The organism is Legionella quateirensis, assembly GCF_001467955.1.
GTDB classification, from domain to species: Bacteria; Pseudomonadota; Gammaproteobacteria; order Legionellales; family Legionellaceae; genus Legionella; species Legionella quateirensis.
Window position 1 is genome coordinate 40,439 of the sequence record NZ_LNYR01000048.1, and the last position, 23,581, is coordinate 64,019.

Genomic DNA, 23,581 nt, shown 5'->3' on the forward strand with positions numbered 1-23,581 from the left:
TACCCAAAAGGAGCTGAATAGTACGTTACCATTTAGCTCCTTCATACATAAACAGTAGTTCCAACGTCAATCTGCCTGTCAGTTTTGACTACTCATAACAAAAATGGATACAACGTCACATTAAAAGCCTAAATAAGCAGCTAAAGGATCGGGTTCAGCATCATAATATACATGAAGTGTATTTGAAGTGGTTTCCATTACAACAGGCTCTAGTTGATTTACCAATGCATTTAGCGACTCTATAATTTTAGGGATACCAGGTCTTATAGTCCTGTTGTCAGAATACATTTTTTCAAAAATGTCATTCAACTGTGCATAACATTGGGGCTTAACGGGTATTTCATTCCATAAGAACATTAAAATCATACCAAGAGCAAAAATATCTGTTTCTTCATTTTTTACCCGAATTTCACTATAACACTCCGGTGCGGCATAAGGCGGTGAACCTCGGCAATCGATTGGCCTATCATTAATTTTCGATATAAAACCAAAATCAATGATATAAACTTCAAATGCATCGCCATTTTTATATACCAAAATATTTTCGGGTTTGAGATCTCTATGAATCCATCCTTTATCATGTATTTGTACTTTTAGAGCCTTGACCAATTCAACAGTGAGATCATAGCGTTCCTGGATGGTTAATGTGTTATCCGTAATCAGACTGTATAGTTGCACCCCGGGTAACTCTTTCATAATAATATAAGTTTTATCCTGATCTACAACCAAGGGCTTGCAATGGAAGATATCACTCTGCCCCATAGCAGTTGCTTCTGTAATAATCAGATCCAGATGAGATTCACCTTGATGAATAATGTCCTGTACTTTTATCAATCGAACTCTGTTGGGTTTACGTTCTTTTACTTGCAGTTCTCCGTTATCATCAATAGATAGAGTATATCGACAACGATAAAACGTTCCGAAATTCCCCGCCCCAAAGACTTCATTATCCATGACTTCATAACGGACTCTGGGACCAGGAATCCCGTTTCGAACTCGTTCAGAGCTCAAATGTTTAATGATTCTAAAATTAAGATTTAACTGATCATGCTCTCCTTCCCCCCAAAATTGAGTCGCAGGATCGTTCTGTAAGATTTGAGTTAAAGCACGTTTTGTTGTTTCATCAAGGTGACTTAAATCACTTATATCTACCATTGTATATGATCCATCCCTAATCAATAGAACATAAAGCATACGTTTTTATATGCAAAAGCACAAATAGAGTTATTTAATATTAATTTCTCAAGAAGTTAAGGCAAATTGTTTCATCATTCAGGTCTTATTGAACAGATTTAAAGTTGAGCTTATATGGATGCAAGTGGAATTACCTGATCTCATCAACTAAAATTTAGTAACTGCAGGTAAATCTTATACACCAGGAACTGGAGACGGCCATGAGCAGTAAACATCAAGATATTTCATTGGGTTTTTCTCATAGGCGCTTTGCACGAGGAGCTCATATGTGTATGCTTTATCGTGATGAAACTGAACGTCGTGCCGTAATTTCCAAATACATCGAATCAGGTTTACTCAATGATGAAAAAATTGGTTATTTTGTTGATACAATGAAACCTGAAGAAGTTATAGACTGGTTATCCGAGCTAGGCGTTGAAGTTCCTGATGGGAAGCAACTCACCATCTCATCTGCCCCAACAACGTACTGCCCACATAATATATTTGTCCCCGAAGAGATGCTAGAAAGCCTGCGAAAATACCATGAACAATCAATCGCCGAGGGATATTCAGGCGCGCGTCTTTCCGGAGAAATGAGCTGGTCACTTAGACATATACCAGGCTCCGAAAGACTGGTTGAATACGAAGCGTTGATTAATACAATTCTTAAAACCCACCCTATTACTGCATTATGTCAATATGACGCAACCAAATTTGACGGTGGAGTACTATTTGATATTCTACAAGTACACCCATTAATGGTTGTTCATGGACAAATTGTGGAAAATCCGGCTTATATTCGACCGGAGGAGTTTTTAAAAGAATATCACAATAGAACCTAATCATGCATTCTCCATCTAACCACCAAGATGACTCCCTATTATTGCGTTTATACGCCGCACATAGTGCGCTTTTTGCATTTAATACCATTGTAGGAATCATGAGTTTCCTTGAACGAGTAATTAACAACATACCCGGTGTTGACCAAAATGAGATATATTTAATTGACCCATCGAAGACCAATGAAGTTATTTTTAATTCTCGATTTATCGGCCCAATAAATCTTAAAGCAGGTTCATTCTCCCGTGAGGATTTTTTCCAGTTATGTAATTCTTTGGAGAAAAAAAATATTGAAGTGTATCCTGTGAAAACAGCCGATATTTTTTTTGGCTTTATTGCTATTAAAGCAAAAAATATCAAACAATTTCAAATATATGACCCAATAGTGAATAGTTTTGCGGTATCTGTTTCAATTATTTTAGAAAATAATTATCAAAAGAATCTTCTTGAAGTCAGCAACAACGAATTGGTGATGCATAGACACCATCTTACCAAATTAGTGGAATCACAAACGGCTTCATTGAATGAAGCAAATATAAAATTAGCCAATATTTTAGATAAAACCGTTGAGGCGATAGCGTTGATTACTGAAGAACGTGATCCCTATACTGCAGGGCATCAATTCAGAGTAGCAAAATTAGCGGAGGCGATGGCAACAAAGTTAGGATTAAATACTAATGAGATCCATAATGTCTATTTGGGGGCATTGATTCATGATATAGGTAAAATTCGTGTACCATCAGAGATCCTTATTTCGCCTGCCAAGTTGACTTCAATCGAATTTGATTTCATTAAAATACACCCTGAAGCTGGGTATAAAATAGCTCAATCGGTTCCCTTTAATCAAACCATTTCAGATATTATTCTGCATCATCACGAACGACTGGATGGTAGCGGATATCCAGATAAATTGACAGACAAAGAAATCCCGTTTACTACCAAAATTGTTACGGTAGCGGATGTATTTGAAGCAATGAGTTCTCATCGCCCTTACAGACCAAAACACAGCGTCCTGGAAACATTAGATGAGTTAAAGCGGGGAGCAGGAATTCGGTACGATGCAACCGTGGTCAATTGTTGTATTGAGCTTATAACAGAAGACTGTTTTATACTTCCACTGCCCCCCTATCTGGGAAGAAATTAATAACCCAATAAATTTATCGAGTACCTTTAAGATAATCCTCGCATCGATGATAGGGATCCTGAGCATTTAACTCTTCTGCTTTGTGTGCAAATACAGAAAAGCGTTACAGTGCTTTTAGATGATTATCCTTAAGTATTTTGGGAAGTGCTTTAGATAGTATTCCATGTAATAATTCTTGTACGTGCATAAGACCTCTGGGTTATTTGTTCTCGACAAACAAATTGGATCATATTGTCTTATGCACTTCAATAACTTATTGATAATAATAAATTCTTATTTCTTTTTGCGCCGATTTATCAGAGCTGGCTACATTAAATACAAAAATTCGCTGGTTTGATGTCTATGAGTCGAGACCTACCTATATATTTAGTTCCAAATATAAAGATACACGATATATTAGTTGCATTTTGATTCTTGTATAAAACATAAAATTATAAGAATATATTCTAGGATGTGGATTATATAAGGAAATTTTATGCAAGGGTTAAGACTCGTACTATTCAATTTTATTTTTTTATTAACAAGCAATGGTTATACAGCCACCCCTTTATGGACTTTTTCGTCGCCATCACCAGCAGTCGTGTCTGTTGGAGCAGGTGAAGTTGCAACGGCTGAGTACACAGTAACTAACCAATCAAACAAGCCTAAACACTTATTTTTAGTTGCACAACCTGGCTTAAGCGCTTCGAATTGCGCTTTAACAAATAAAGGGAGTACCTGCAGATTAACTATCTCGATAAATGGTAATTTAATTCCTGCAGCAGGCATTAACACTGGCCCAGTTCTTTGTGACCAACTGAATCCGAATCAATGTTATCAACCGGCACTTACGAATCAACTCAATATAAAAAGAACATCGAATGTTCCTACGTCTAAAGTAACGATTAATGTAAACCCAACTTCTCTTACATTCTTCGCTGGAACACCAAGCAGTCCAGCAACACTTACCAATCAATCGCTCAACATTGATTTAAAAAACTTACAAATCCTGCTTCCCGCAGGCCTAACCCTGGATCCTGGATCAACCTGTACACCAGGTGGTAATCTGCCAGCAGCAAGCTCTTGTACTCTTATTTTTACAGCGATGACCGAATTAGGGACTGTAAATGTCGCAATCCAAGGGGATAATTCAAACAGTCTTAATTTACCAATTAACGTCAACTCAATACCCAGACGTGTTGCTGTGGGGAGATCGTCAAGTAATACTCTTATCAGTTATTACTCTCTTGATGCAGGACAAAGCTGGATGGCATCAACAGTTCAACCGCAAGGAAGCGGTCAATTATCAAGTGTCAGCTGTAATTCAACTGGTTTAAATTGTGTTGCAGCGGGGGGAGTTTCAAACAATGCTGTCTCATTTAGAACCGCTGATGGAGGTAAGACCTGGAGTACTTCATCAATGAGTGACGTACCTCCAGGGACCACAGCTTCTGCCTTCAATAAAGTTTTTTGCGATGCCAATACCGGATTGCAATGTGTGGCAGTCGGGACTTATCAATTAGGTAGTACATTGCCATTAGTTAATATTAGTTCCAATGGAGGTCAAACCTGGAGTTTAGCTAACACCAGGCCTTCTTTTAACAGCGCTTTACTAGCTCTTTCTTGTGATAGCACTGCCAGTCGATGTACCTCTGGCGGGTCTGCAGGCATGTTTTACTCATTAAATGGCGGTGTAGATTGGAACACTGCAAACAGCTTTCCTGCAACAGCCATTGTTAGAGATATTCAGTGTGATAGTGCTATCCCTATGAATTGTACAGCGGTTGGTCAAACTGCTGCTAGCGCAGCTTTTGCAAGTTACACATCAGATAATGGTGACACGTGGATCCAATCAACCATAAACCCTGCGCTAGCCCTTGTTAGACTAAGTAGTGTCAGTTGTTCCACCAATTTATCAAAGTGTATTGCGATGCAAGGCGCTACATTTTCACTGGTAATCAATATTTTGAAATCCACTGATCAGGGGCAAGTTTGGAATCAAATTGGGACTATGCCAGTAGCAGTTTCCTCAATATTTAATGATGTTTTTTGCGATGGCAACGGACAAAATTGTACGGCTGTTGGTGGTATTGGCGCAGGAGTTAGTGCTGGTGTGACCTATTATAGTCTTGATGGCGAGACTAATTGGACGGCATCTAATTTGCCTGCTGGAAGCACTGTTTTAATAGGTGTTAGTGGACAACGCTAATACTCAAATACTTCACAATAGTGACTTTGCAGCAAAAAACCTTAAGTCACTATTTTCACTAGAACCTATTGATTACACTATGAAAATTTAACAACCTTGCTACCCTTTGCCGGTGCAAGGTTGCTAATAAAACCAGCCAAAACCAGTTGGGTTCTGAACCAACATCAGAATTAAATGAAAGCAAAGATTCAGTTTCGGGTCTCGACCCAATTTACGCTCGCCTTTCAGCAACCCTCATCCCCAGCCCTTCTCCCTTAAAAAGGGAGAAGGGAGCGTTTGGGTCCGACCCGGACACATCGGTAACACAAATGACCGGACACATAGGTAGCAGCAAGGTTGGGTGGAGAACCAACATGAGATCCGAATAAGTGCAAAAAAGCAAGGCCAGGTCTCTACCCGACTATGCTACTTGTTGGAACTATTAGATGAGTTAAAACAGGGAGCAGGAATTCTTTATGATGAATCAGTACTGAATTGTTGTATTGAGCTTATAAGTTAAGACTATTTTAACCCCCCATCCCAACGTATCAGTAAAAAAAATAAATAATCCAATAACATTATCTAGTACCATTAAGATATTCTTCACATCGATGATAAGGATCCTGTGCAATTAATTCTTCTGCTTTGTGTGCAAATACAGAAAAGCGTTGCAGTGCTTTTTGACGATTATCCTTAAGTATTTTGGGAAGTGCTTCGCCGGAGTGCTCCTGTTGCATTGCAGATTTTTCAAGTTTGGAACTGACCGTATATGCTCGTATGATGGGGTTTGGAAATGAGGAAGATACGCCCAGGCCATCCAATGTGCGAATTTTGCCATCTACTATGGGAGCATTGTTCATCCAACCCATATATCCCTCTTCCTGCTGCTTGATTCTTTTAAGCGCACCTCCAATTTCCTTGTATCTGCTCGACAAAAGGAGAGTTAATGAATCAAGCGAGTCTTTGGGAAGTTTATCATCAATCCATTTTTTAAGATTTCCTGTGCGAAACAGCTCACGTCGATTCCGCGTAGATTCAAGTAATGCAGCTCTATCTTTGACTATGTTGTCAAGGCGAATTGCAAGGTCATCCAACTTAACAAGCATCATACCTAAAGGATAGATTGATTGGGCAGCGCTACGATCATGGTAATTCCAGTGATCAGGGTTACTTTCTGGAAGATAGGGATACTTTTGAATCGCTTTTGTTATATTGATACCATAAATCTCATCATGAAGACTATCAAACGCCTTTTTTAAATCAAGGGTTAGGTGAATGATCTCTGCTTTAAATCTCTTTTCAGGACGTTTCTCACCAGATGAATGAACTCCTTGAGTCATTGAATGAACTTTTTCACGAGACATTTTGTGCTCCATAATAATTCAATATGTTCATTATAGCACACGCAACGTCTAACTAAGGGCAATCGTATAACCCGTTCAAGTCTGTCCGTTCACAAAAGCCAAGGCATCGATGCTGGATCAAGACCCAAGATGAAATCTAAATTAAAACAGAGATTTATGTAGGGTCTGACCCGACCCTACTACTTGCTAATCAGAAATTTTTCGCCAGGTAGTTCCATTTTCTCCGTCTTCCAATTCGATACCCTGAGTTAACAATTCAGCTCGAATTTGGTCTGCTCTTGTCCAGTTACGTTCGGTTCTTGCCTGTAATCGCTCAGCAATCAACTGCTCTATAGCTTCCTTATCATCTGATGCAAGACCAGACTGCAAAAATGCTGAGGGTTCTTCCTGTAAAAATCCCAATATTCCAGCCAAATGCTTCAAGGTTGCAACAAGTACAGGCGACGCATTTTTATTGACTTCACGACTGAGCTGAAATAATACCGACAAAGCAATAGGCGTATTGAAATCATCATTCATGGCTTGGGTAAATTGCTCAACCCAATGATTATCTAATTCATCACCAACTCGTGTAGGCGATGATTCTTTTATGGATTGATACATGCGGGTTAACGCTTTTTTCGCATTGAGCAGATTTTCTTCAGAATAATTTAAGGGACTGCGATAATGACTACTCAATAGAAAATAGCGAATGACTTCAGGATGATGATCCTTCAATACATCAGCAATCGTGAAAAAATTACCGGTTGATTTAGCCATTTTCTCACCATTAACCTGCAACATTCCTACATGCAGCCAATAATTTGCAAAAGGCTTACCTGATGCTGCCTCGCTTTGCGCAATCTCATTTTCATGATGGGGAAACTGTAAATCCAGACCGCCACCATGTATATCAAATTGCTCACCTAACTCATGCATGGCCATAGCGGAACACTCAATATGCCAACCTGGACGCCCATCTCCCCAAGGAGATGGCCAGCTGGGTTCATTAGGTTTTGCTTTTTTCCATAAAACGAAATCCAGTGGAGAGCGTTTTTCTTTAACAATTTCAACTCGAGAACCCGATACCAGCCCTTCAATGTCTTTATGAGATAATTTACCGTACTCGGAAAAAGACTCCACCTGGTAACACACATCCCCATTATCACTCACATAGGCATTACCTTTATCGAGCAAACGTTCAATTAATCGGATAATGGTATCAACATGTCCTGTTGCTCTGGGTTCTATATCAGGAGGCAGTATGTTTAAAGACCGGGTGTCTTCATACATTGCTTCAATATAGTGATCCGTTAATTCTTTGATGGAAATACCACGCTCATTTGCCCGAACTATAATTTTATCATCGATATCTGTAATGTTTCGAACATAAGTCACCTCAAAACCCTGAGATCGCAAATAACGGACGATGACATCAAAAGAGACCATAGAGCGAGCATGACCTAGATGGCAATGATCATATACCGTGTTTCCACAGACATACATTCCAATTTTACCGGGTTTTAATGGAACAAATGCTTCTTTTGTTCTGGTTAAGGAATTATATAAATGCAACATCTCTGCCCCCTAGCTCACTTTGCCCCAAGTGTCTTTTAAATCGACCACACGATGAAACGCCTGGACCTGCCCTTCAACTACTTTATTTACGCAATAATAACCTAATCGCTCAAACTGAAACACTTCGCCTTCAGATTGATTTGCAAGCTCGGGCTCACAAAATGCCTGTTGAGTTTGTAATGAATCATGATTTAAAAACTGCAGAAAATCGTCTTCACGCGCAGGATTTGCATCATGAAACAGCCTGTCGTATTGATAAATGGTCACCGGATAAGCATGAGCACAAGACACCCAATGAATTACCCCTTTGACTTTACGGTCTTCAGGATTTTTACCCAAAGTATTGGGATCATAGCTACAGCGTAGTTCTATAATGTCACCCTTCTCATCTCGTATTACTTTCTCACACTTAATCACATAGGCATGCCGCAAGCGGACTTCAGCGCCAGGAGACAGACGAAAATATTTTTTAGGAGGATCTTCCATAAAATCAGAACGCTCAATATAAACTTCCCTTGAAAAAGGTAAATTTCTGCTTTCTGAATCAGGATCCTGCGGATAAAAATTGGATTTAATAAGTTCCACTTTATCTTCAGGATAATTTTCAATCACAATTTTAATCGGATCGATAACACATAATGCACGCTTTGCCGTTTTATTAAACTCTGCACGCACACACTCTTCCAATAAAGACATATCGATGACTGAATCACTACGGGAAATCCCTATAATCTCGCAGAATTGACGTATAGCTGCCGGTGGATAACCTCTTTTACGCATCCCTCTCAAAGTAGGCAATCGTGGATCATCCCAGCCGGAGACAATATTTTTTTCAACCAGCTCACGTAATTTACGTTTGGAAGTCACAGTATGCGATAAATTTAAACGCGCAAACTCCGTCTGAACAGGTCGGGCCGGTAAGGGTAAATTATCAACCAACCAGTCATATAAAGGGCGATGATCCTGAAACTCTAACGTACACAATGAATGAGTGATTTGTTCCAGTGCATCGGATATTGGATGTGCATAATCATACATTGGATAAATACACCATTCATCGCCAGTTCGTTGATGAGAAGCATGTCGAATACGGTAGAGAACCGGATCACGCATATTCACATTCCCGGATTTCATATCAATCTTGGCTCTTAGAACGTGTGTGCCGTCTTCGAATTCTCCCGCCTTCATTCGAGTAAACAAATCAAGGCTTTCTTCGATTGGTCTGTTTCTGTAGGGACTTTCGCGTCCAGGCTCCTGTAAGGTACCTCTATAAGCACGAATTTCTTCCATACTCAGACTGTCAATATAGGCCATATCCTTTTTAATTAAATAAACAGCCAAATCGTACAATTCGTGATAGTAATCAGAAGAATGAGTCATGTCACACCACTCAAACCCTAACCAGCGGACATCGTCGATGATAGCATTGACGTATTCCTCTTCTTCTTTAATTGGATTTGTATCATCAAAACGCAGGAAACATTTACCTTTAAATTCATCGGCCAAGCCAAAATTCAAACAAATTGATTTGGCATGTCCAACATGCAAATAGCCGTTAGGCTCAGGAGGAAATCGAGTCACCACTGATTGATGTTTACCACTGGCCAGGTCATCTGTAATCAACTGTCTTATAAAATGAGCCCTTTTATCTGTTAATTCTGTCATACATTTTTTCCATTATTATCTATTGCCTGCCGCATGGAGCTGATTAAATTTGCTCCAGCCTGTGCTGCGTTTTTATTTGATTCATATGCCTCGAGTATCGTAGTGATTAGCGCAGCCCCTACTATAACGCCGTCAGCAAAACCTGAAACCTCCGCTGCCATTTCAGGGGTTTTTATCCCAAAGCCCACCATTAAAGGGAGACCGGTTTGTGCTTTACGCTTTTGATACTCTGCTTTTAAGGAGGACATTTCCAGCGCATCAGAACCCGTTACACCTTTTAAAGAAACATAATACAGATAACCTTTGGCATATTGATTTATCAATTCCATCCGTTCTTGGGAAGTTGTGGGAGAACATAGAAAAATACTGTACAAACCATGTTTTTCCCAGACTCTTGAGATACCTTCACCTTCTTCAGGAGGTAAATCAACCAGAATGGTGCCATCTACTCCGGCCGCTACAGCATGTTGTGCAAACAAATCATAACCATACTGTTCTATAGGATTTAAATACCCCATAATAATGACTGGAGTATCCTTATCACGTTGTCGAAATACCTTAACCATCTGAAGAACATCGGTACAATGTACTGATTGGGCCAGGGAACGTTCCATAGCATGCTGAATCACAGGACCTTCAGCCATAGGGTCAGAAAAAGGTATGCCAATTTCCAAAATATCTGCCCCTGCATGTACCAATGCATGCATCAGCTCAACTGTACTATCAGGATGAGGATCACCTGCAGTAAGGTAGGGACTCAACATTTTTCTGCCTTTGGCTTTCATATCCGCCAGAGTTTTATCAATTCGGTTCATATAGTACCTAAATTAGTATCAAACAAACTTCAATCCAAAATCAGCCGTTCCAATCCTCATGGGGTAAACAAGACTCAGAACGACATTTTATGTTCCATTAAACTGTAATTCCATTAAACTGTAATTCCATCAATAGATGCCACTGTATGCATGTCTTTATCACCACGTCCCGATAAATTGACTATAATACGTTGGCTTTTAGTCATGGTTTTCGCTAATTTCATTGCATAAGCAAGAGCATGACTTGACTCCAGTGCGGGTATTATCCCTTCAATGCGCGTCAAAGTCCGAAAGGCTTCCAGAGCTTCATCATCATTGATTGCAACATATTGAACCCGTCCAGTATCTTTTAAATAAGCATGCTCAGGACCAACCCCTGGATAATCAAGACCTGCCGAGACAGAATGCGTATCTTTAATTTGCCCGTACTCATCACAAAGCAAATAAGTTCTATTACCGTGTAATACGCCTGGTTTTCCTGCAATTAAAGAAGCCGAATGTTCTCCCGTTTCCAAACCTTTACCACCAGCCTCAACACCATAAATGGCCACAGACTCATCGTTTAAAAAGGGATAAAATAATCCAATTGCATTTGAACCGCCGCCGACACAGGCAACGAGGGCATCGGGTAATTGGCCTGTTTTTTCAAGACATTGTTCTCGAGCCTCCACACCTATTACGGTCTGAAAATCTCTAACCATTTGAGGATAAGGATGAGGCCCCGCTACAGTACCAATAATATAAAAGGTATCATCAACATGACTTACCCAATCTCTCATTGCCTCATTTAATGCATCTTTAAGGGTTTTTGATCCAGAGGTGACAGGAACTACTTCGGCACCCAGGAGTTTCATACGATAAACATTACTGGATTGCCGTTTAATATCTTCAGACCCCATATAAACAACACATTCAAACCCAAGTTTTGCAGCTACGGTTGCTGACGCCACGCCGTGTTGTCCGGCACCGGTTTCTGCAATAATTCGGGTTTTTCCCATACGTTTGGCAAGCAAGGCCTGCCCTACTGTATTATTTATTTTATGCGCGCCAGTATGATTCAGATCTTCTCTTTTGAGATAAATCTGCGCGCCGCCTACCATTTTACTTAAACGATCAGCATGGTAAAGAGGATTGGGACGCCCCACATAATCTCTTAATTCCGAATGCAATTCAGCTAAAAACTCCGGATCATTACGGAATTTGGTATAAGCCAGATCCAACTGTTTCAGCGCAAACATCAACGTGTCAGCTACAAATATCCCGCCATAAGGACCAAAATGCCCTTGTCTATCTGGAAGTTCTTTAGTACTCATTCTTTGCCCCATAATGCCTTCATAAACCGGCTCATTTTTTGATGATCTTTTACCCCAGGCAATGCCTCAATTCCACTACATACATCTACTGCATAAGGCCTATGTAGCTTAATAGCATCCATAACATTAAATTCATTAAGCCCGCCTGCCAAAATATAAGGTTTGCTTAGGTTATCAGGAATAATATTCCAGTCAAAAGTTAACCCCGTACCGCCTCTACAGTTTTGTGTGGCAGTGTCTAAAAGTACAGCGCGAGCACTATGAAATTCATTCGCAACATGGATTATTTGACTTGATGATTTCGCGTGCACTGCTTTTATATAAGGAACTTTAAACTCCTGGCAAAACTCAGCAGACTCATTACCATGAAACTGCAATAATGTAACTGGCAGTTCATCAAGAATCTGCCGAACAGTGCCCTTGTCCGGATTAACCAACACGGCAACTGCATCGATAAAAGGCGGCAGATTTTTTAATAGCATCCCGGCTTGTTCTATACTGACGTAACGCGAACTCTTAGGGTAAAAAATCAATCCAATAGCATCAACTCCCAAGCTGATGGCATGAGCTATATCCTCATTACGTGTCATCCCACACATTTTGACTCGTATACGAGTTTGATTCAATCATTTCTCCCAAAGAAATAGGGGACCCGGATTATTTTGTAAAACACCAAATTCTGATGGATAAGCTACCTGAACCAGATATAAACCATAAGAAGGAGCTGTTTCAGCGCCCAATTTCCGATCTCTGGCATGTAAAACCTCTTCAACCCAAGACACCGGATGTTTATTTGAGCCTACTGAAATCAATACACCTGCTATATTGCGCACCATATGGTGTAAAAAAGCATTTGCGGTAATATCAATTATGACTAACTCACCTGATCGGCTCACTTGTATTTGATGTATATTTCGCATCGGTGTTTTAGATTGACATTCTACAGAGCGAAAAGAAGTATAATCATTCTCACCTAATAATTTTTGCGCCCCTTCATGCATAAGCCGGTGATCCAATTGCCTGTATTGCCAGGTAACATTGCTACGTAATAAAGCCGGACGTATCGGACCATTATAAATTACGTAACGATATCTCCTGCTGGTAGCGGAGTAGCGAGCATGAAAAGTGTCTTTCATCTCCTTTCCCCATTTAACACAGATATCTTTAGGCAAAAAAGAGTTCGCGCCATGAATCCAGGCACGTATGGTACGCTCCTTTTCACAATCAAAATGGATAACCTGATTTGTCGCATGTACGCCGGTATCTGTTCTACCTGCGCAAACAACAGAAATAGTACTATCTGCAACCTTTGACAAAGCATGCTCAACGGACTGTTGAATAGTATGCAAGCCTGTCTGTGCTTGCCAACCATGATATTGGCTTCCATCGTATTCGACCACTAAGGCAATACGCATTCAATTTTCCTGATAAAAAGGGTCAATTTATATTACCCCATTTATTTTGTCTATATCTAGATGATGGTTTATGTCAGATTATGGGAATACAGTTTTTATTTTTTATGAATTATACACTAACCTGAGGTATTTAGTTTAAAAATTAATCATTTGGCATGGGAACTTTTTGTACATAATCACTTGATCCCGATGAGAGTTTAAACGATACCTACATCTCATCTATCTTTAATTTGTTCCAGCAACCCCTGAGCCTCTGCTTTTTGTTGTTCACTACCGTACTCAAGGACTTCCTCCAGAGAATGTCTGGCAGATTCAAAATCATCCATTCCAATATAAGTTTTTGCAAGATCCAACAAGGTGTTGAGTGCCTTGGTACTTTTTAATGGATTCGCAGACTCATTTGTTAATTCTGATTCTGGTTTGATGGCTGATTCATCAGTTAGATCCTCACCATCCGAGTTCATTTTTTCCTGTGACGGATCTACAAAAAAGTCGGTAATTGATTTATCGATTGAAGTATCCACTTTCTCAAATTGTTGCGGACTCTCTTGATTACTGAATGAGTCGGTTACTTGCTCTCCTTCGCCTTTATCCTCATCGACTGGTTTATCATCACGATCACTTACTGGGATCTCTGATAACGACGAAACAAAATCTAAAGACATGTCTTTATCCGGATCTTCATAAGTTTTATCTTGAGTAGCCTGCTGAGTCGATTGATCCTGGAGTGCCTCATGCAATCCTGCCTCAAACTCCAATACATCGTTTTCTGGTAATTCTTCTTCACTGGCTGATTCAGTTAGTATTTTATGAACGGGTTCATCGGGTTGATTCTCATTCTGTATAGGGTGAACCTCAATAAGAGAACGTTCCGGTTGAACCGCACTCAATTGTTCTGGATTAACAGATTCTTCACTTGGGGATTGATCAACGCGTTCGGAGGGTTCAATAACGCTCTCCTGGTCATCTTTATGAAGTTCGTCCTTTGAATCCTGTTCAATCAACGGTTCATTCAATGTCTCTTTCTTTTTTCTGCCTGAACGTTTTTTTATTACTTTTTCCGGAGACACCTCGGTCTCGAGCTTCGCTTCAGGTTCAATCTCTGGGGCATTTTGTTCAGCTGCTGGCTCCTTTTTCACCTCAACCAACGCCTCATTATTTTCATTAACCACCACTTCCGTTTTTGTCTGTTCCCTCTGGACATCAGCGGGAATAGCTTCAGGATTGGATTGAGACTCAGTAATCGATTCTTCAACTATTAAAGGCACAGGCTTGACCAAAGGAGTAAATGGCTTAGGCTCAATTGGGGTATCGGTTAAATAGGGAGATTCCTCGGTTTCTTGTTTTCGAAGTATGAAATACCAATAAGCAAATCCACCACCGCCTGCAGCTACAAGCAATAATAAAAAGAATGGCCAATAACTAGTAGTTGAATTATTGGAATTTGAAGAACTTGCCTGAGCAGCCACTGCAAATCTTTGTTTCATCATCACTTGTACTTGAGCCTGCAATTGCTCAAATTCTTTGTCCCGCTTATCTAACTTTTGTTGTAATTTCTTATTTTGATCCTGCAATAAATGTAATTGCTCCATCAGTAATGCATTAGATTCTCTAACTGATTCAACCGCAGCAGTTGTAATGGATAACTCAGCTCGGGTTGTTGCATCCCGATCACTAATCTGAGGGGAATTATTATTGGGTATAGAGTGTTGTTGATTGGTATTCATCACAGGAAGTGCTGTATTTACAGGAATCAACTGCGTTGCAGATCCTTGTGTTGGTTCAGCCTGTATATTCATTTTCGGAATGGTCGGAATCTGCGAGTTATTCACAGGAGGACTGGAAATTATTGTTTTTCCATTCATATAAGGCGGCGATAAAACATGATTTACAGATGTTTTCTCATTCCAAGCTTTATCATGAGCCATGACCTCTTCCGTGGCCAGATCAGCTGGTACCTGCATAATTTCTTCAGTACTCGGGATTACTAAACGTACCCCTATTTTTAAACCATTCAAATTACCCTCTTTAAATGCATCGGGGTTTGCTCCTACTATAGCAAGAACAACTTGGGGTAAAATGATCTCTGATGTTTTATATCTTAGTGCTATTTGCCACACATTTTCATTCGTAATCGTTGGTCCGTAAGTCGCTTTTTTCTTACTGTCATTTAAATTTAACGGGTTATGTTCAACTTTGGTACTTATTGTTTTATTAATTACACCAGGTTCATAAGTATGTTTTTGTACCGTTTTATAATGTGTTGGACTACTTTGTGCAGTAGTGGAGACCAATTGATACCCCGGAGGGTCTAACAAAACCGTATATGCCTTATATAACTGCCCTTGGGGCCAGGTTAAATCCACAACCAATTCAATATAAGGTTCTGTCATGCGTTCCTGGGATTGAACCAGGATTATGTATTTACCTTGCGCGTTTTTTTCAATTCTAAAACTGAGTAAAGATAATATAGCTGTGCGTTCAATTCCTACTTCATCAAAATTTTCAGGATCAGCCAGCCCTACCCTTATTCCGGGCAAAGGCGTTGATCCAACATCTATTAATTCTATTTCCGCAGAAAATGGTTGATCAAGAGCTGACTTTACTGTCATGTTTCCCAGACCTATAGCATAAATAGACATAGGTAGAGTCAACGCGAATATAGCCGCATGCAGAACAGTTTTTTTCAATCAGAGCTCCATGCACACTGTGATAGATGGATATTTTTATTCATAAAAATTAACACTATATGTCAGTCTATTCAAGAAAACATCATAATATTCTATAAGAAATATCAACTGTTGTTTAAATTCAATGCAATAAAATACTTATTAATTCACTCGCTAGATTTCTAGAGCGACGTTCCTCTCTCAAAAAAATTAGTTTAAATGAATGGATTACATCAGGATAAAGTCAATTGTATCAGCTACGTTCCCCTGCCGAGAAGTTTCTTAAATCACCTTAATGTTAACTTAATAATCAATATATATAATTGTTATATATAGTTTCATTTTGAGAAGGTATTTTATGGTTAAAATTTACCTACTGACAGCACCTTTTGATGAAGAGGCAAAAACAGGTGATGGACAATATGCAGCCTCTTTAACATCCGGCTTTGTACAAAATTACGAGGCCATACAATGTACATGGTTAAAAAGGAATATGGGGCATTATGCAATTCCACTTCCAGCTGAATCTACATCAATTCCTCATGAAACCATCCCAAGTGCTGAGGTTTTGCAGCCAGTTGCTAATAAAAGAACAACGATAAGTGGTTATAAATTAGACACCCCATTTTCACCAACCGTCGAAGTGGAAGAAATTAATAAACAAACAGTTAGCCCTAAAACGCCCAAAGTTATTGTAAGACATGATGATATCCTGCATTCACTAACCATTATGGACATTTATTCTCAGAAGCCCATCCAATTAAATCGAGAAAAAGTTTCTGACATATTGTCTACTTTAGATACTAAATTAAGAATATTAACAAGAGCTACTGCAAATAATGCACATGAGCTTAGCAAATTCAAAAAACAAAACTCTAAAAAAAATCATCTGGTTAAATTATATAAGCTGAATATAGAAGGAATTCAACAGTACTGCAGTCTAAATGAATACATCGAAGCACATTTAGAAGATGCACAATTTGAAACAAGACATCGTAAAGCGTACACAATTTTTTCAAATTTATTTCAGCATTTTGAAAATCCAATTAATTTGAAAGAACTAGAGAAATTATCGGATACTCTCACTGGAATTAAAGATTATCCCTTTGATTTACATAGTAATAATCTACCCTATGATTTAGAAAACGATACGACATTTAGAACTCTATATGATTTGAATCTTTTAAAGGACTCAATCGATACTATCATCTTTAACTTAAACTCTTTAAGTATTCGTCAATCTGTAGCAGCAGCTTATCCCCATGGTTTCAGCCTGTTTCAGGATCCCAACGTTGAGTACGCCGATAAAGTAAGTTGGGTTAATGCTGTTTTCCTGGATGGATATAGATTAACCCACGACCAAGTTCAGTTTTCTAATGCCTTGTTAAATCCTTCATTAATGGGTGTGGATCTTGCACCTTCAGCTGATGTTGAGAAAGCGATAGAAATTTATACAAATATTAGCAATAAACTGCAGAATACCCAAAATATATTGTTAAACAAAAAAGAAAGAGCGCAACTAATTTCAGATTTACAAACACTGATTTTAAAAAAAGATGAACCATTTGTGACATCGAATACAGGTCTTAATGGTTTTTATAGTAAAAGAACATTTAGCGCAGCAGAAGGATTTCACCTGGCTTATCAAGCCAACCAACGTGATCCGGTGAAACATCATGTAATCAGTAACATTATAAATAGTATGCAGCCTATTGATGATAATACCTATCTTGATATTCATATACGCCCGCCGGATTGTGGTGTATTCATCTCTCCAAGAGATATTCTGACATTCCAGGAAGCCGGTATTAAAGTCAATATCACCATTCATGAGTACAAGCAAAATTATACCCGACGTTATTTACAGCAATATACCCATGACTTAATGCGCCAGGCTAATACTGTACAATTTTTTAATGAAATGGACAGGGATAATGCAATCATTGCTGCTACCTACGGCGATTGTGATAAGCGAAATACAGATGAGCCTTCAGGTGTTGCTAAAAAGGCAAGAGAGGTTGGTGATTTCGAGTTAGATAAATTCCCTGTCGAACCCTATGATCTGGAAAGAAAATCAGGATTAACAGTTGCATCACAGCAGCTAAGTACCGCGCCGTCGCATCCTCTTGATGTAATAAGTAGAAAACCGAATATATTGTCCTTTGGAACCATTCGACCTGGTAAAGGTTTTGAAGAAGCCTTAAGTTTGGCGCGATTAATTAAAGCCGATGCAGAAACGATTAACAATCAAATCAATGCAATACCCATTGTTAAACTGGCAGGTGATCCCCAGGATAAAGACTTAATGCAGCATATCGTTGAAGAACGATTTGGAGCAAGTGTGGTTGAGGACTATCAGCGCACTCATCAATATAATAATTATTTTAATAACAGTCAGCGCAGAGATTATTGGAAAGGTCTCGTAAATGAATTAAATAATCAGGTTACCCAGGGAACGACTGTACTTAATAATCCCTATATCGAAATACATCCTTGGTGTGAATCTCATGAATTACTGGAACTTAAAGAAAGCTGTAAATACGTTTGCCGCATGGATGATATGGGAATGAGAAATAATGGTTCAGCGATTATCAGCGTATTAGACGTTGGCATTGTTTACACAAAATTTGGCTCCGTTACCGATGATATATATACAAAATCCGGCCAATATGGTGCTGCAGTTGATATTGGAGAATATCGATATGGAAAATATAGTTTATTAAAGCGTGAAGAAGAATATAAAGCGCAGCATGGCCCCGACGCGATACTTCCTAGATGGCTTCGTAAAAATCCAGACTCAGATTATAAGCGTAAACCAGAGTCTAGAGACCCCAAAGAAATTCTGGACTCAATAATTGCAAGAGAAGTTAATCAGTTACATACCACTCGAGAATTATCAGATAATTACAAAACAGTGGTAGAAGCTCAAAAATTATTAAGAGAACGATTTTCATTAAAAAATGCAGCAGATCATCTATTAGAAAACGTTGGACTCGGTGAGTTAATTATTAGAGAAACACCTGAGGACTTATTTGATGAGTTTGATCCTGTACTCGCCCAGACAGAACTCTTAAGTCATCTTGCTGATATTAGACCTTCTCGGTTTAGTTTATCGCTTTCAGCTCCAAATATAGGGTTTTTTAGTTCAAGTTGTGCTTCAGAAAGCCGTGTTCTGCCACATAAACTATCGCGGTCGCTTAGCGAAGAAATTCTGGACGATTCAAAGCAATATATCAGAGCCGCTCAAAAGGGTAATGTTTAAAATATACCTAATCGAACAAATCAATTCGGCGTGATTTACAGGAAGAAATGTTACGTTAAGCAGGATCGTCTGGATGCCGAGGACAAGCCGCGTCAGGTAGAAAGGAGGGCTGAATAGTCAGCAGCTTAAGTAATCATTGACCTTGATCATGCAAGGCTGTACTTATTATCATACTCCTCTTGAACTGGAACAACCGCCTTTCACACAAGGCTGATCATCAAACTGAGGCATACAGTTTGGTTCTTGTTGCATTTGTGTCTCGAACTCTTTAAGAGCTTGCATTTCCAAATTATGTCGTAAAGTATAAGGTAATGCCTCTGAGCAGCGTTTAAGAAAATGGTCTTTTATTTTATTTATTGTAGACAATCCAAATCCATTGCTCATTTTTATTCCATGACCAAAATAAGTATTATGAATTTGCGTCTCTGAATATTCTTCCCATAATCCAGCTAAATGTATTAATTCCCAACACTTTTTATAACAATCAATAGCTTTATTTTCCAATTTGAGATTCTGATAAAAATCTGCAAGATAAAAATAAGTATTTGCAAGCAATAAGCAACCAGAAGTTTTAAATTTAAGTAAATTGGAAGTTAGGACATTTGTAGTTGTGTTTAGGTTATCGATTATATTTTGTTCAGAAATCTTATGACAATCAGTAATCAAATTGCTTAATAGTTCTCGAGATGCATGGAAAGAATTAAATTTAAATGTTGAAAGTGCAAGATACTCTTCATACTTATTATTTTGTTTTCCTTTTTCTTTCATGGCAGCTAAATACAATACATAGCCACAATAAAAATCAGATCTGGAGAGTGGAGATGGATCTCTAAATTGAAAACTTGAATCTCTTTGTAATCGTAGAGTGTTGAATTTATTTACCCATAATACACTTAGCTGAGGGCTATCAAGTATTTCTGCTTCAACACTCTTACTCGTGGCTTTAAGCAAAGCCAGCTCCAATGGTGTTAGTTTCTGTAGATCTGTAATAATTTGTTCCGTACTGGCAATAAGATCTATTCGTTTAATTTCAACATGAGAAAAACCCATAGGTTCCCTTATTTTATTATTACAATTTTATCATCGACTATGAGTATTTTACATCTTTTTTGAGCACTTTTCAAGCTGATTGTCCTGAAAGTGCGTGATTAAAATACGAACAATCAACTGGAATCTGTGCTATCCTTTTATAATGCAGTCGCAACTCATTTCATATCTACCTACAATCCAACAAGCATCCAAGGAAGTTACATGCTAAAAACATACAAATACATCGTTTGGTTCATTGCGGCATTATTTGTAGTTTATTCCTTCTGTCTCAATACAGCTTCCGCAGTTTTTGCTGATTCAATAAAAACATCGCTTCATGCGGATAATATCAGTGTATCGGTTGCATTAAGTGCATTTATACTCGGGTTTGCCTTCATGCAGATACCAGCAGGCTATTTATTGGATAAATTCAATGCGCGATATATAGTCAGTACCGGCATATTTATTCTGGCGACTGGTAATGTTCTGATTTCATTTGCAGATAATCTGACCCTGTTCACTCTGGCCAATTTCATTCAGGGTATTGGAGCATCCTTTGCATTTATTTCTGCTGCAGTACTCATATCGCAGTGGTTCTCTGAAAAACAGTTCCCTGTATTATTTGGCTTAATCCAGGGCGTCTCATGTACTTTAGCGGGCATCATTCATTATTGGTTCACTTTAGCCTTAGCTTCACACAGCTGGAATGAAATCTACCGTAATCTGTCCCTTTTTGGATTTTCTTTATTTATACTGTCCCTGTTATTAATAAAATCGCCCAATGAGTACAAACGAGAACAAGGTTGCTCTTTAAAACAGTCCCTAATTACCGTTTTAAAAAACAAACAAATACTTTTGTGTTCTATTGCAGCTGCTACATCCTTCGGTGTTCTACTGGCCTACGCGGGTCTTTGGTATCTGAAAATTCAAATGTATTACTCCATTGCCAATCTTCAAGCCGTGATGATAAGCGCAATGATTTTTTTTGGTATTGGTGTGGGCACTCCCTTCCTCGGCTGGTTTTCAAATAAAATAAAATCAAGGGTTAAGGTAATTCATGTCACCCTGTGTCTAGGGACTATGGCGCTAATACTAGGGATTTATCTTCCACATTTTAATTTGGATACTCTAATCATCATTCAACTCATTTCATTTCTTATAGGTTTTTTTCTTTCAGGCTCCATGTTGTTTTATACCTTGGTAAGTGAGTGTTCAACAAATGCTACGAGAGGAGTTGCTATTAGCGTATTAAATACTGCCGTGTTCTTATTTAATACCCTGATGATGTTTCTTCCTTATCTATTTATAACCGCGTTGTCACCAGACTTTTTTACCTATCTCTGGATACTGCCTTTCTTTATTCTGGTTTCGATACTGCTACTTTATTTTATAAATGACAGTTCTCCATCTTAATTCATAGGGAGTTATAACATGAATGATAAAACAGCATACCGAGGTTCACTGTTCTATTTCAAGGATACAGCGACTATTTCTAATGTACCTGTGAATAAAGACAAACAATCAGCTGAAGACTGTCAGTACGTATACATTGAGGATGGGCTTCTGATTATAGAATCAGGAAAAATCGTAGAAGCAGGCACTTATAGTGATTTAAAAAATAAAATTAAAGACATCAAACTTGTCAATTATGCCGGTAAATTAATTACTCCTGGATTTATTGACACCCATCAGCATGCATCGCAAAGCGCCATTGTTGCCGCCTATGGGGAGAAATTATTGGAATGGCTGGAGAATTATGTTTTTCCTGCTGAAAGTACTTATATTGACGATGAACATGCGCGAAATGATTTAAATTTCTTCCTGGATCAACTATTAAAAAACGGCACAACTACTGCCGTATCCTATGGTCCCTTGTTTTATAGCGCATCGGATATATTCTTTGAAGAATTAACCAGTCGAAATATGCGCTTCATCACCGGCAATATATTAATGGATATTAATTCGCCCGACTCTCTAAAGTTGACTGCAGAACAGAATTATGACAATTGCAAACAATTGATCGAACGATGGCACAATACCAATAGACTCTCATATTGTATTTCACCCCGTTTCGCTCTGTCTTGTTCTCAGCAAATGCTGGAACTTTGTGGTGCGTTAAAAAAAGAGAATCCTGATTGCTACATTCAGACCCATTTAGATGAAAACCTAAGAGAAATTGCTGAAGTAAAAAAATTGTACCCCAAGAGTAAACATTACATGGATGTATATGACCATTTTGGACTGGTCACTGACAGAACTGTATTTGGTCACTGCATCCACACAACACATGAAGAACTTGAGTTATTTAAAAAATCAGGAGCAATAATATCCTGGTGCCCATTAAGTAATAATTTTCTAGGCAGTGGATTATTTAATTTTGGAAGAGCAGTTAAATACACGGACAAAATTACAATGGGAACAGATTGGGGTGCTGGTAATTGTCTTTCCATGTTCGCTGTATTGGATGATGCCTATAAAGTCTCCATGCTTAACAGCGTTCAGTTACCCAGCATGACCCGATGGTATATGGCAACCTATGGAGCGGCTAAAGCCCTCCAGCTTGATGACAAAATTGGTAATTTTTCTGCAGGAAAAGAGGCGGATTTTGTCGTCATCGATGCGGACGCAACTCCGTATTTAAAATACAGACGGGAGAAAGTTAATGATATTTTTGAATTTCTCTTTATTTTAATGACATTGGGCTCAGAGGAAAATATAAAGGCAACCTATATCTACGGTAAACCTGCATATATTAATGATCATTAGAATAAACAAGTTAAAGAGTGTGTTTCCAGTTTATGCGCTATCCATTCGGGCTGAGGAATTTCTGTATTTAAAGTAGCCTGGATGAAGTGCAAAGCGCGTAATCCAGGAAGCCCCTCGAAGCGGGCACCGACTAAAATGTACTATGCTGCGCATAGCCTTCCCGGATTTCGCTGCGCTTCATCCGGGCTACTTTTGATGTTCTCCGGATCGATCAAAGTGACTCATAACCCTCAAGCTACACAATTTCTGTATTTAAAGTAGCCTGGATGAAGTGCAAAGCGCGTAATCCAGGAAGCCCCGCGAAGCGGGCACCGACTAAAATGTACTATGCTGCGCATAGGCCTCCCGGATTTCGCTGTGCTTCATCCGGGCTACATTTGATTTTCTTGCTTGCCTGACGGC

Annotated in this window: 16 protein-coding genes; 6 read left to right on the forward strand and 10 right to left on the reverse strand. The window is 38.9% G+C overall.

The window, feature by feature from the left end; genetic code table 11:
* Window positions 1–120: 120 nt before the first annotated feature.
* Entirely contained in the window at window positions 121–1,155 is a 1,035-nt protein-coding gene (locus tag Lqua_RS15835; protein WP_058475258.1) for a protein kinase family protein, read from the reverse strand.
* Window positions 1,156–1,394: 239 nt separating this feature from the next.
* Here Lqua_RS15835 and Lqua_RS15840 point away from each other — a divergent pair, with 239 nt between their 5' ends.
* From Lqua_RS15840 to Lqua_RS15850, 3 genes are all read left to right on the forward strand, one after another.
* On the forward strand, window positions 1,395–2,015 hold the full coding sequence (locus Lqua_RS15840) for an MEDS domain-containing protein (protein ID WP_058475259.1): 621 nt from the start codon (window positions 1,395–1,397) through the stop codon (window positions 2,013–2,015).
* Window positions 2,016–2,017: 2 nt separating this feature from the next.
* Window positions 2,018–3,157 carry an HD-GYP domain-containing protein gene (locus Lqua_RS15845; protein ID WP_058475260.1) on the forward strand — a complete coding sequence of 380 codons (1,140 nt, stop codon included), beginning with the start codon at window positions 2,018–2,020 and terminating at the stop codon, window positions 3,155–3,157.
* A gap of 475 nt (window positions 3,158–3,632) precedes the next feature.
* Entirely contained in the window at window positions 3,633–5,345 is a 1,713-nt protein-coding gene (locus Lqua_RS15850; RefSeq protein WP_058475261.1) for a WD40/YVTN/BNR-like repeat-containing protein, read from the forward strand.
* A 557-nt stretch (window positions 5,346–5,902) separates the two neighbouring features.
* Here Lqua_RS15850 and Lqua_RS15855 read toward each other — a convergent pair.
* The 8 genes from Lqua_RS15855 to Lqua_RS15890 form a co-directional block, all read right to left on the reverse strand.
* Window positions 5,903–6,688: a hypothetical protein gene (locus Lqua_RS15855; protein WP_058475262.1), complete on the reverse strand. Its 786-nt coding sequence runs from the start codon at window positions 6,686–6,688 to the stop codon at window positions 5,903–5,905.
* A gap of 186 nt (window positions 6,689–6,874) precedes the next feature.
* A complete protein-coding gene (cysS, locus tag Lqua_RS15860; RefSeq protein ID WP_058475263.1) occupies window positions 6,875–8,245 on the reverse strand; it encodes a cysteine--tRNA ligase in 1,371 nt (456 codons plus the stop codon).
* A gap of 9 nt (window positions 8,246–8,254) precedes the next feature.
* Window positions 8,255–9,910 carry a glutamine--tRNA ligase/YqeY domain fusion protein gene (locus tag Lqua_RS15865; protein WP_058475264.1) on the reverse strand — a complete coding sequence of 552 codons (1,656 nt, stop codon included), beginning with the start codon at window positions 9,908–9,910 and terminating at the stop codon, window positions 8,255–8,257.
* Window positions 9,907–10,725 carry a tryptophan synthase subunit alpha gene (gene trpA / locus Lqua_RS15870; RefSeq protein WP_058475265.1) on the reverse strand — a complete coding sequence of 273 codons (819 nt, stop codon included), beginning with the start codon at window positions 10,723–10,725 and terminating at the stop codon, window positions 9,907–9,909. The genes Lqua_RS15865 and trpA overlap by 4 nt, the downstream gene beginning before the upstream one ends.
* A gap of 113 nt (window positions 10,726–10,838) precedes the next feature.
* Window positions 10,839–12,038: a tryptophan synthase subunit beta gene (gene trpB, locus Lqua_RS15875; protein WP_058475266.1), complete on the reverse strand. Its 1,200-nt coding sequence runs from the start codon at window positions 12,036–12,038 to the stop codon at window positions 10,839–10,841.
* A complete protein-coding gene (locus tag Lqua_RS15880; protein ID WP_058475267.1) occupies window positions 12,035–12,664 on the reverse strand; it encodes a phosphoribosylanthranilate isomerase in 630 nt (209 codons plus the stop codon). Before Lqua_RS15880 ends, trpB begins: the two co-directional genes overlap by 4 nt.
* The gene (gene truA / locus Lqua_RS15885; protein ID WP_058475268.1) at window positions 12,665–13,453 is read right to left on the reverse strand and encodes a tRNA pseudouridine(38-40) synthase TruA; all 789 of its coding nucleotides are present in this window, start codon (window positions 13,451–13,453) and stop codon (window positions 12,665–12,667) included.
* A 215-nt stretch (window positions 13,454–13,668) separates the two neighbouring features.
* Window positions 13,669–16,143, reverse strand: coding sequence for a FimV/HubP family polar landmark protein (locus Lqua_RS15890; protein WP_058475269.1), 2,475 nt, complete (start codon window positions 16,141–16,143; stop codon window positions 13,669–13,671).
* A gap of 337 nt (window positions 16,144–16,480) precedes the next feature.
* Here Lqua_RS15890 and sidI point away from each other — a divergent pair, with 337 nt between their 5' ends.
* Window positions 16,481–19,384 (forward strand): Dot/Icm T4SS effector Ceg32/SidI, encoded by a 2,904-nt coding sequence (gene sidI, locus Lqua_RS18405; protein ID WP_065240194.1) that lies wholly within the window; start codon window positions 16,481–16,483, stop codon window positions 19,382–19,384.
* A 168-nt stretch (window positions 19,385–19,552) separates the two neighbouring features.
* Here the strand turns inward: sidI and mesI are convergent, their stop codons facing one another.
* Window positions 19,553–20,434 carry a Dot/Icm T4SS effector metaeffector MesI gene (gene mesI, locus Lqua_RS15900; protein ID WP_058475270.1) on the reverse strand — a complete coding sequence of 294 codons (882 nt, stop codon included), beginning with the start codon at window positions 20,432–20,434 and terminating at the stop codon, window positions 19,553–19,555.
* Between the two features lie 201 nt (window positions 20,435–20,635).
* Between mesI and Lqua_RS15905 the strand changes: the two genes are divergently transcribed.
* Window positions 20,636–21,826: an MFS transporter gene (locus tag Lqua_RS15905; protein ID WP_058475271.1), complete on the forward strand. Its 1,191-nt coding sequence runs from the start codon at window positions 20,636–20,638 to the stop codon at window positions 21,824–21,826.
* Between the two features lie 18 nt (window positions 21,827–21,844).
* A complete protein-coding gene (guaD, locus tag Lqua_RS15910) occupies window positions 21,845–23,179 on the forward strand; it encodes a guanine deaminase (RefSeq protein ID WP_058475272.1) in 1,335 nt (444 codons plus the stop codon).
* The last annotated feature ends 402 nt before the right edge of the window (window positions 23,180–23,581 follow it).

Bases quoted from the DNA above. Each gene is read 5' to 3' on its own strand.
- Lqua_RS15845 (WP_058475260.1), top strand. From the start codon at position 2,018: ATGCATTCTCCATCTAACCACCAAGATGACTCCCTATTATTGCGTTTA.
- Lqua_RS15835 (WP_058475258.1), bottom strand. From the start codon at position 1,155: ATGGTAGATATAAGTGATTTAAGTCACCTTGATGAAACAACAAAACGT.
- Lqua_RS15850 (WP_058475261.1), top strand. From the start codon at position 3,633: ATGCAAGGGTTAAGACTCGTACTATTCAATTTTATTTTTTTATTAACA.
- Lqua_RS15865 (WP_058475264.1), bottom strand. From the start codon at position 9,910: ATGACAGAATTAACAGATAAAAGGGCTCATTTTATAAGACAGTTGATT.
- truA (WP_058475268.1), bottom strand. From the start codon at position 13,453: ATGCGTATTGCCTTAGTGGTCGAATACGATGGAAGCCAATATCATGGT.
- Lqua_RS15840 (WP_058475259.1), top strand. From the start codon at position 1,395: ATGAGCAGTAAACATCAAGATATTTCATTGGGTTTTTCTCATAGGCGC.
- mesI (WP_058475270.1), bottom strand. From the start codon at position 20,434: ATGGGTTTTTCTCATGTTGAAATTAAACGAATAGATCTTATTGCCAGT.
- guaD (WP_058475272.1), top strand. From the start codon at position 21,845: ATGAATGATAAAACAGCATACCGAGGTTCACTGTTCTATTTCAAGGAT.
- sidI (WP_065240194.1), top strand. From the start codon at position 16,481: ATGGTTAAAATTTACCTACTGACAGCACCTTTTGATGAAGAGGCAAAA.
- Lqua_RS15905 (WP_058475271.1), top strand. From the start codon at position 20,636: ATGCTAAAAACATACAAATACATCGTTTGGTTCATTGCGGCATTATTT.
- trpB (WP_058475266.1), bottom strand. From the start codon at position 12,038: ATGAGTACTAAAGAACTTCCAGATAGACAAGGGCATTTTGGTCCTTAT.
- trpA (WP_058475265.1), bottom strand. From the start codon at position 10,725: ATGAACCGAATTGATAAAACTCTGGCGGATATGAAAGCCAAAGGCAGA.
- cysS (WP_058475263.1), bottom strand. From the start codon at position 8,245: ATGTTGCATTTATATAATTCCTTAACCAGAACAAAAGAAGCATTTGTT.
- Lqua_RS15855 (WP_058475262.1), bottom strand. From the start codon at position 6,688: ATGTCTCGTGAAAAAGTTCATTCAATGACTCAAGGAGTTCATTCATCT.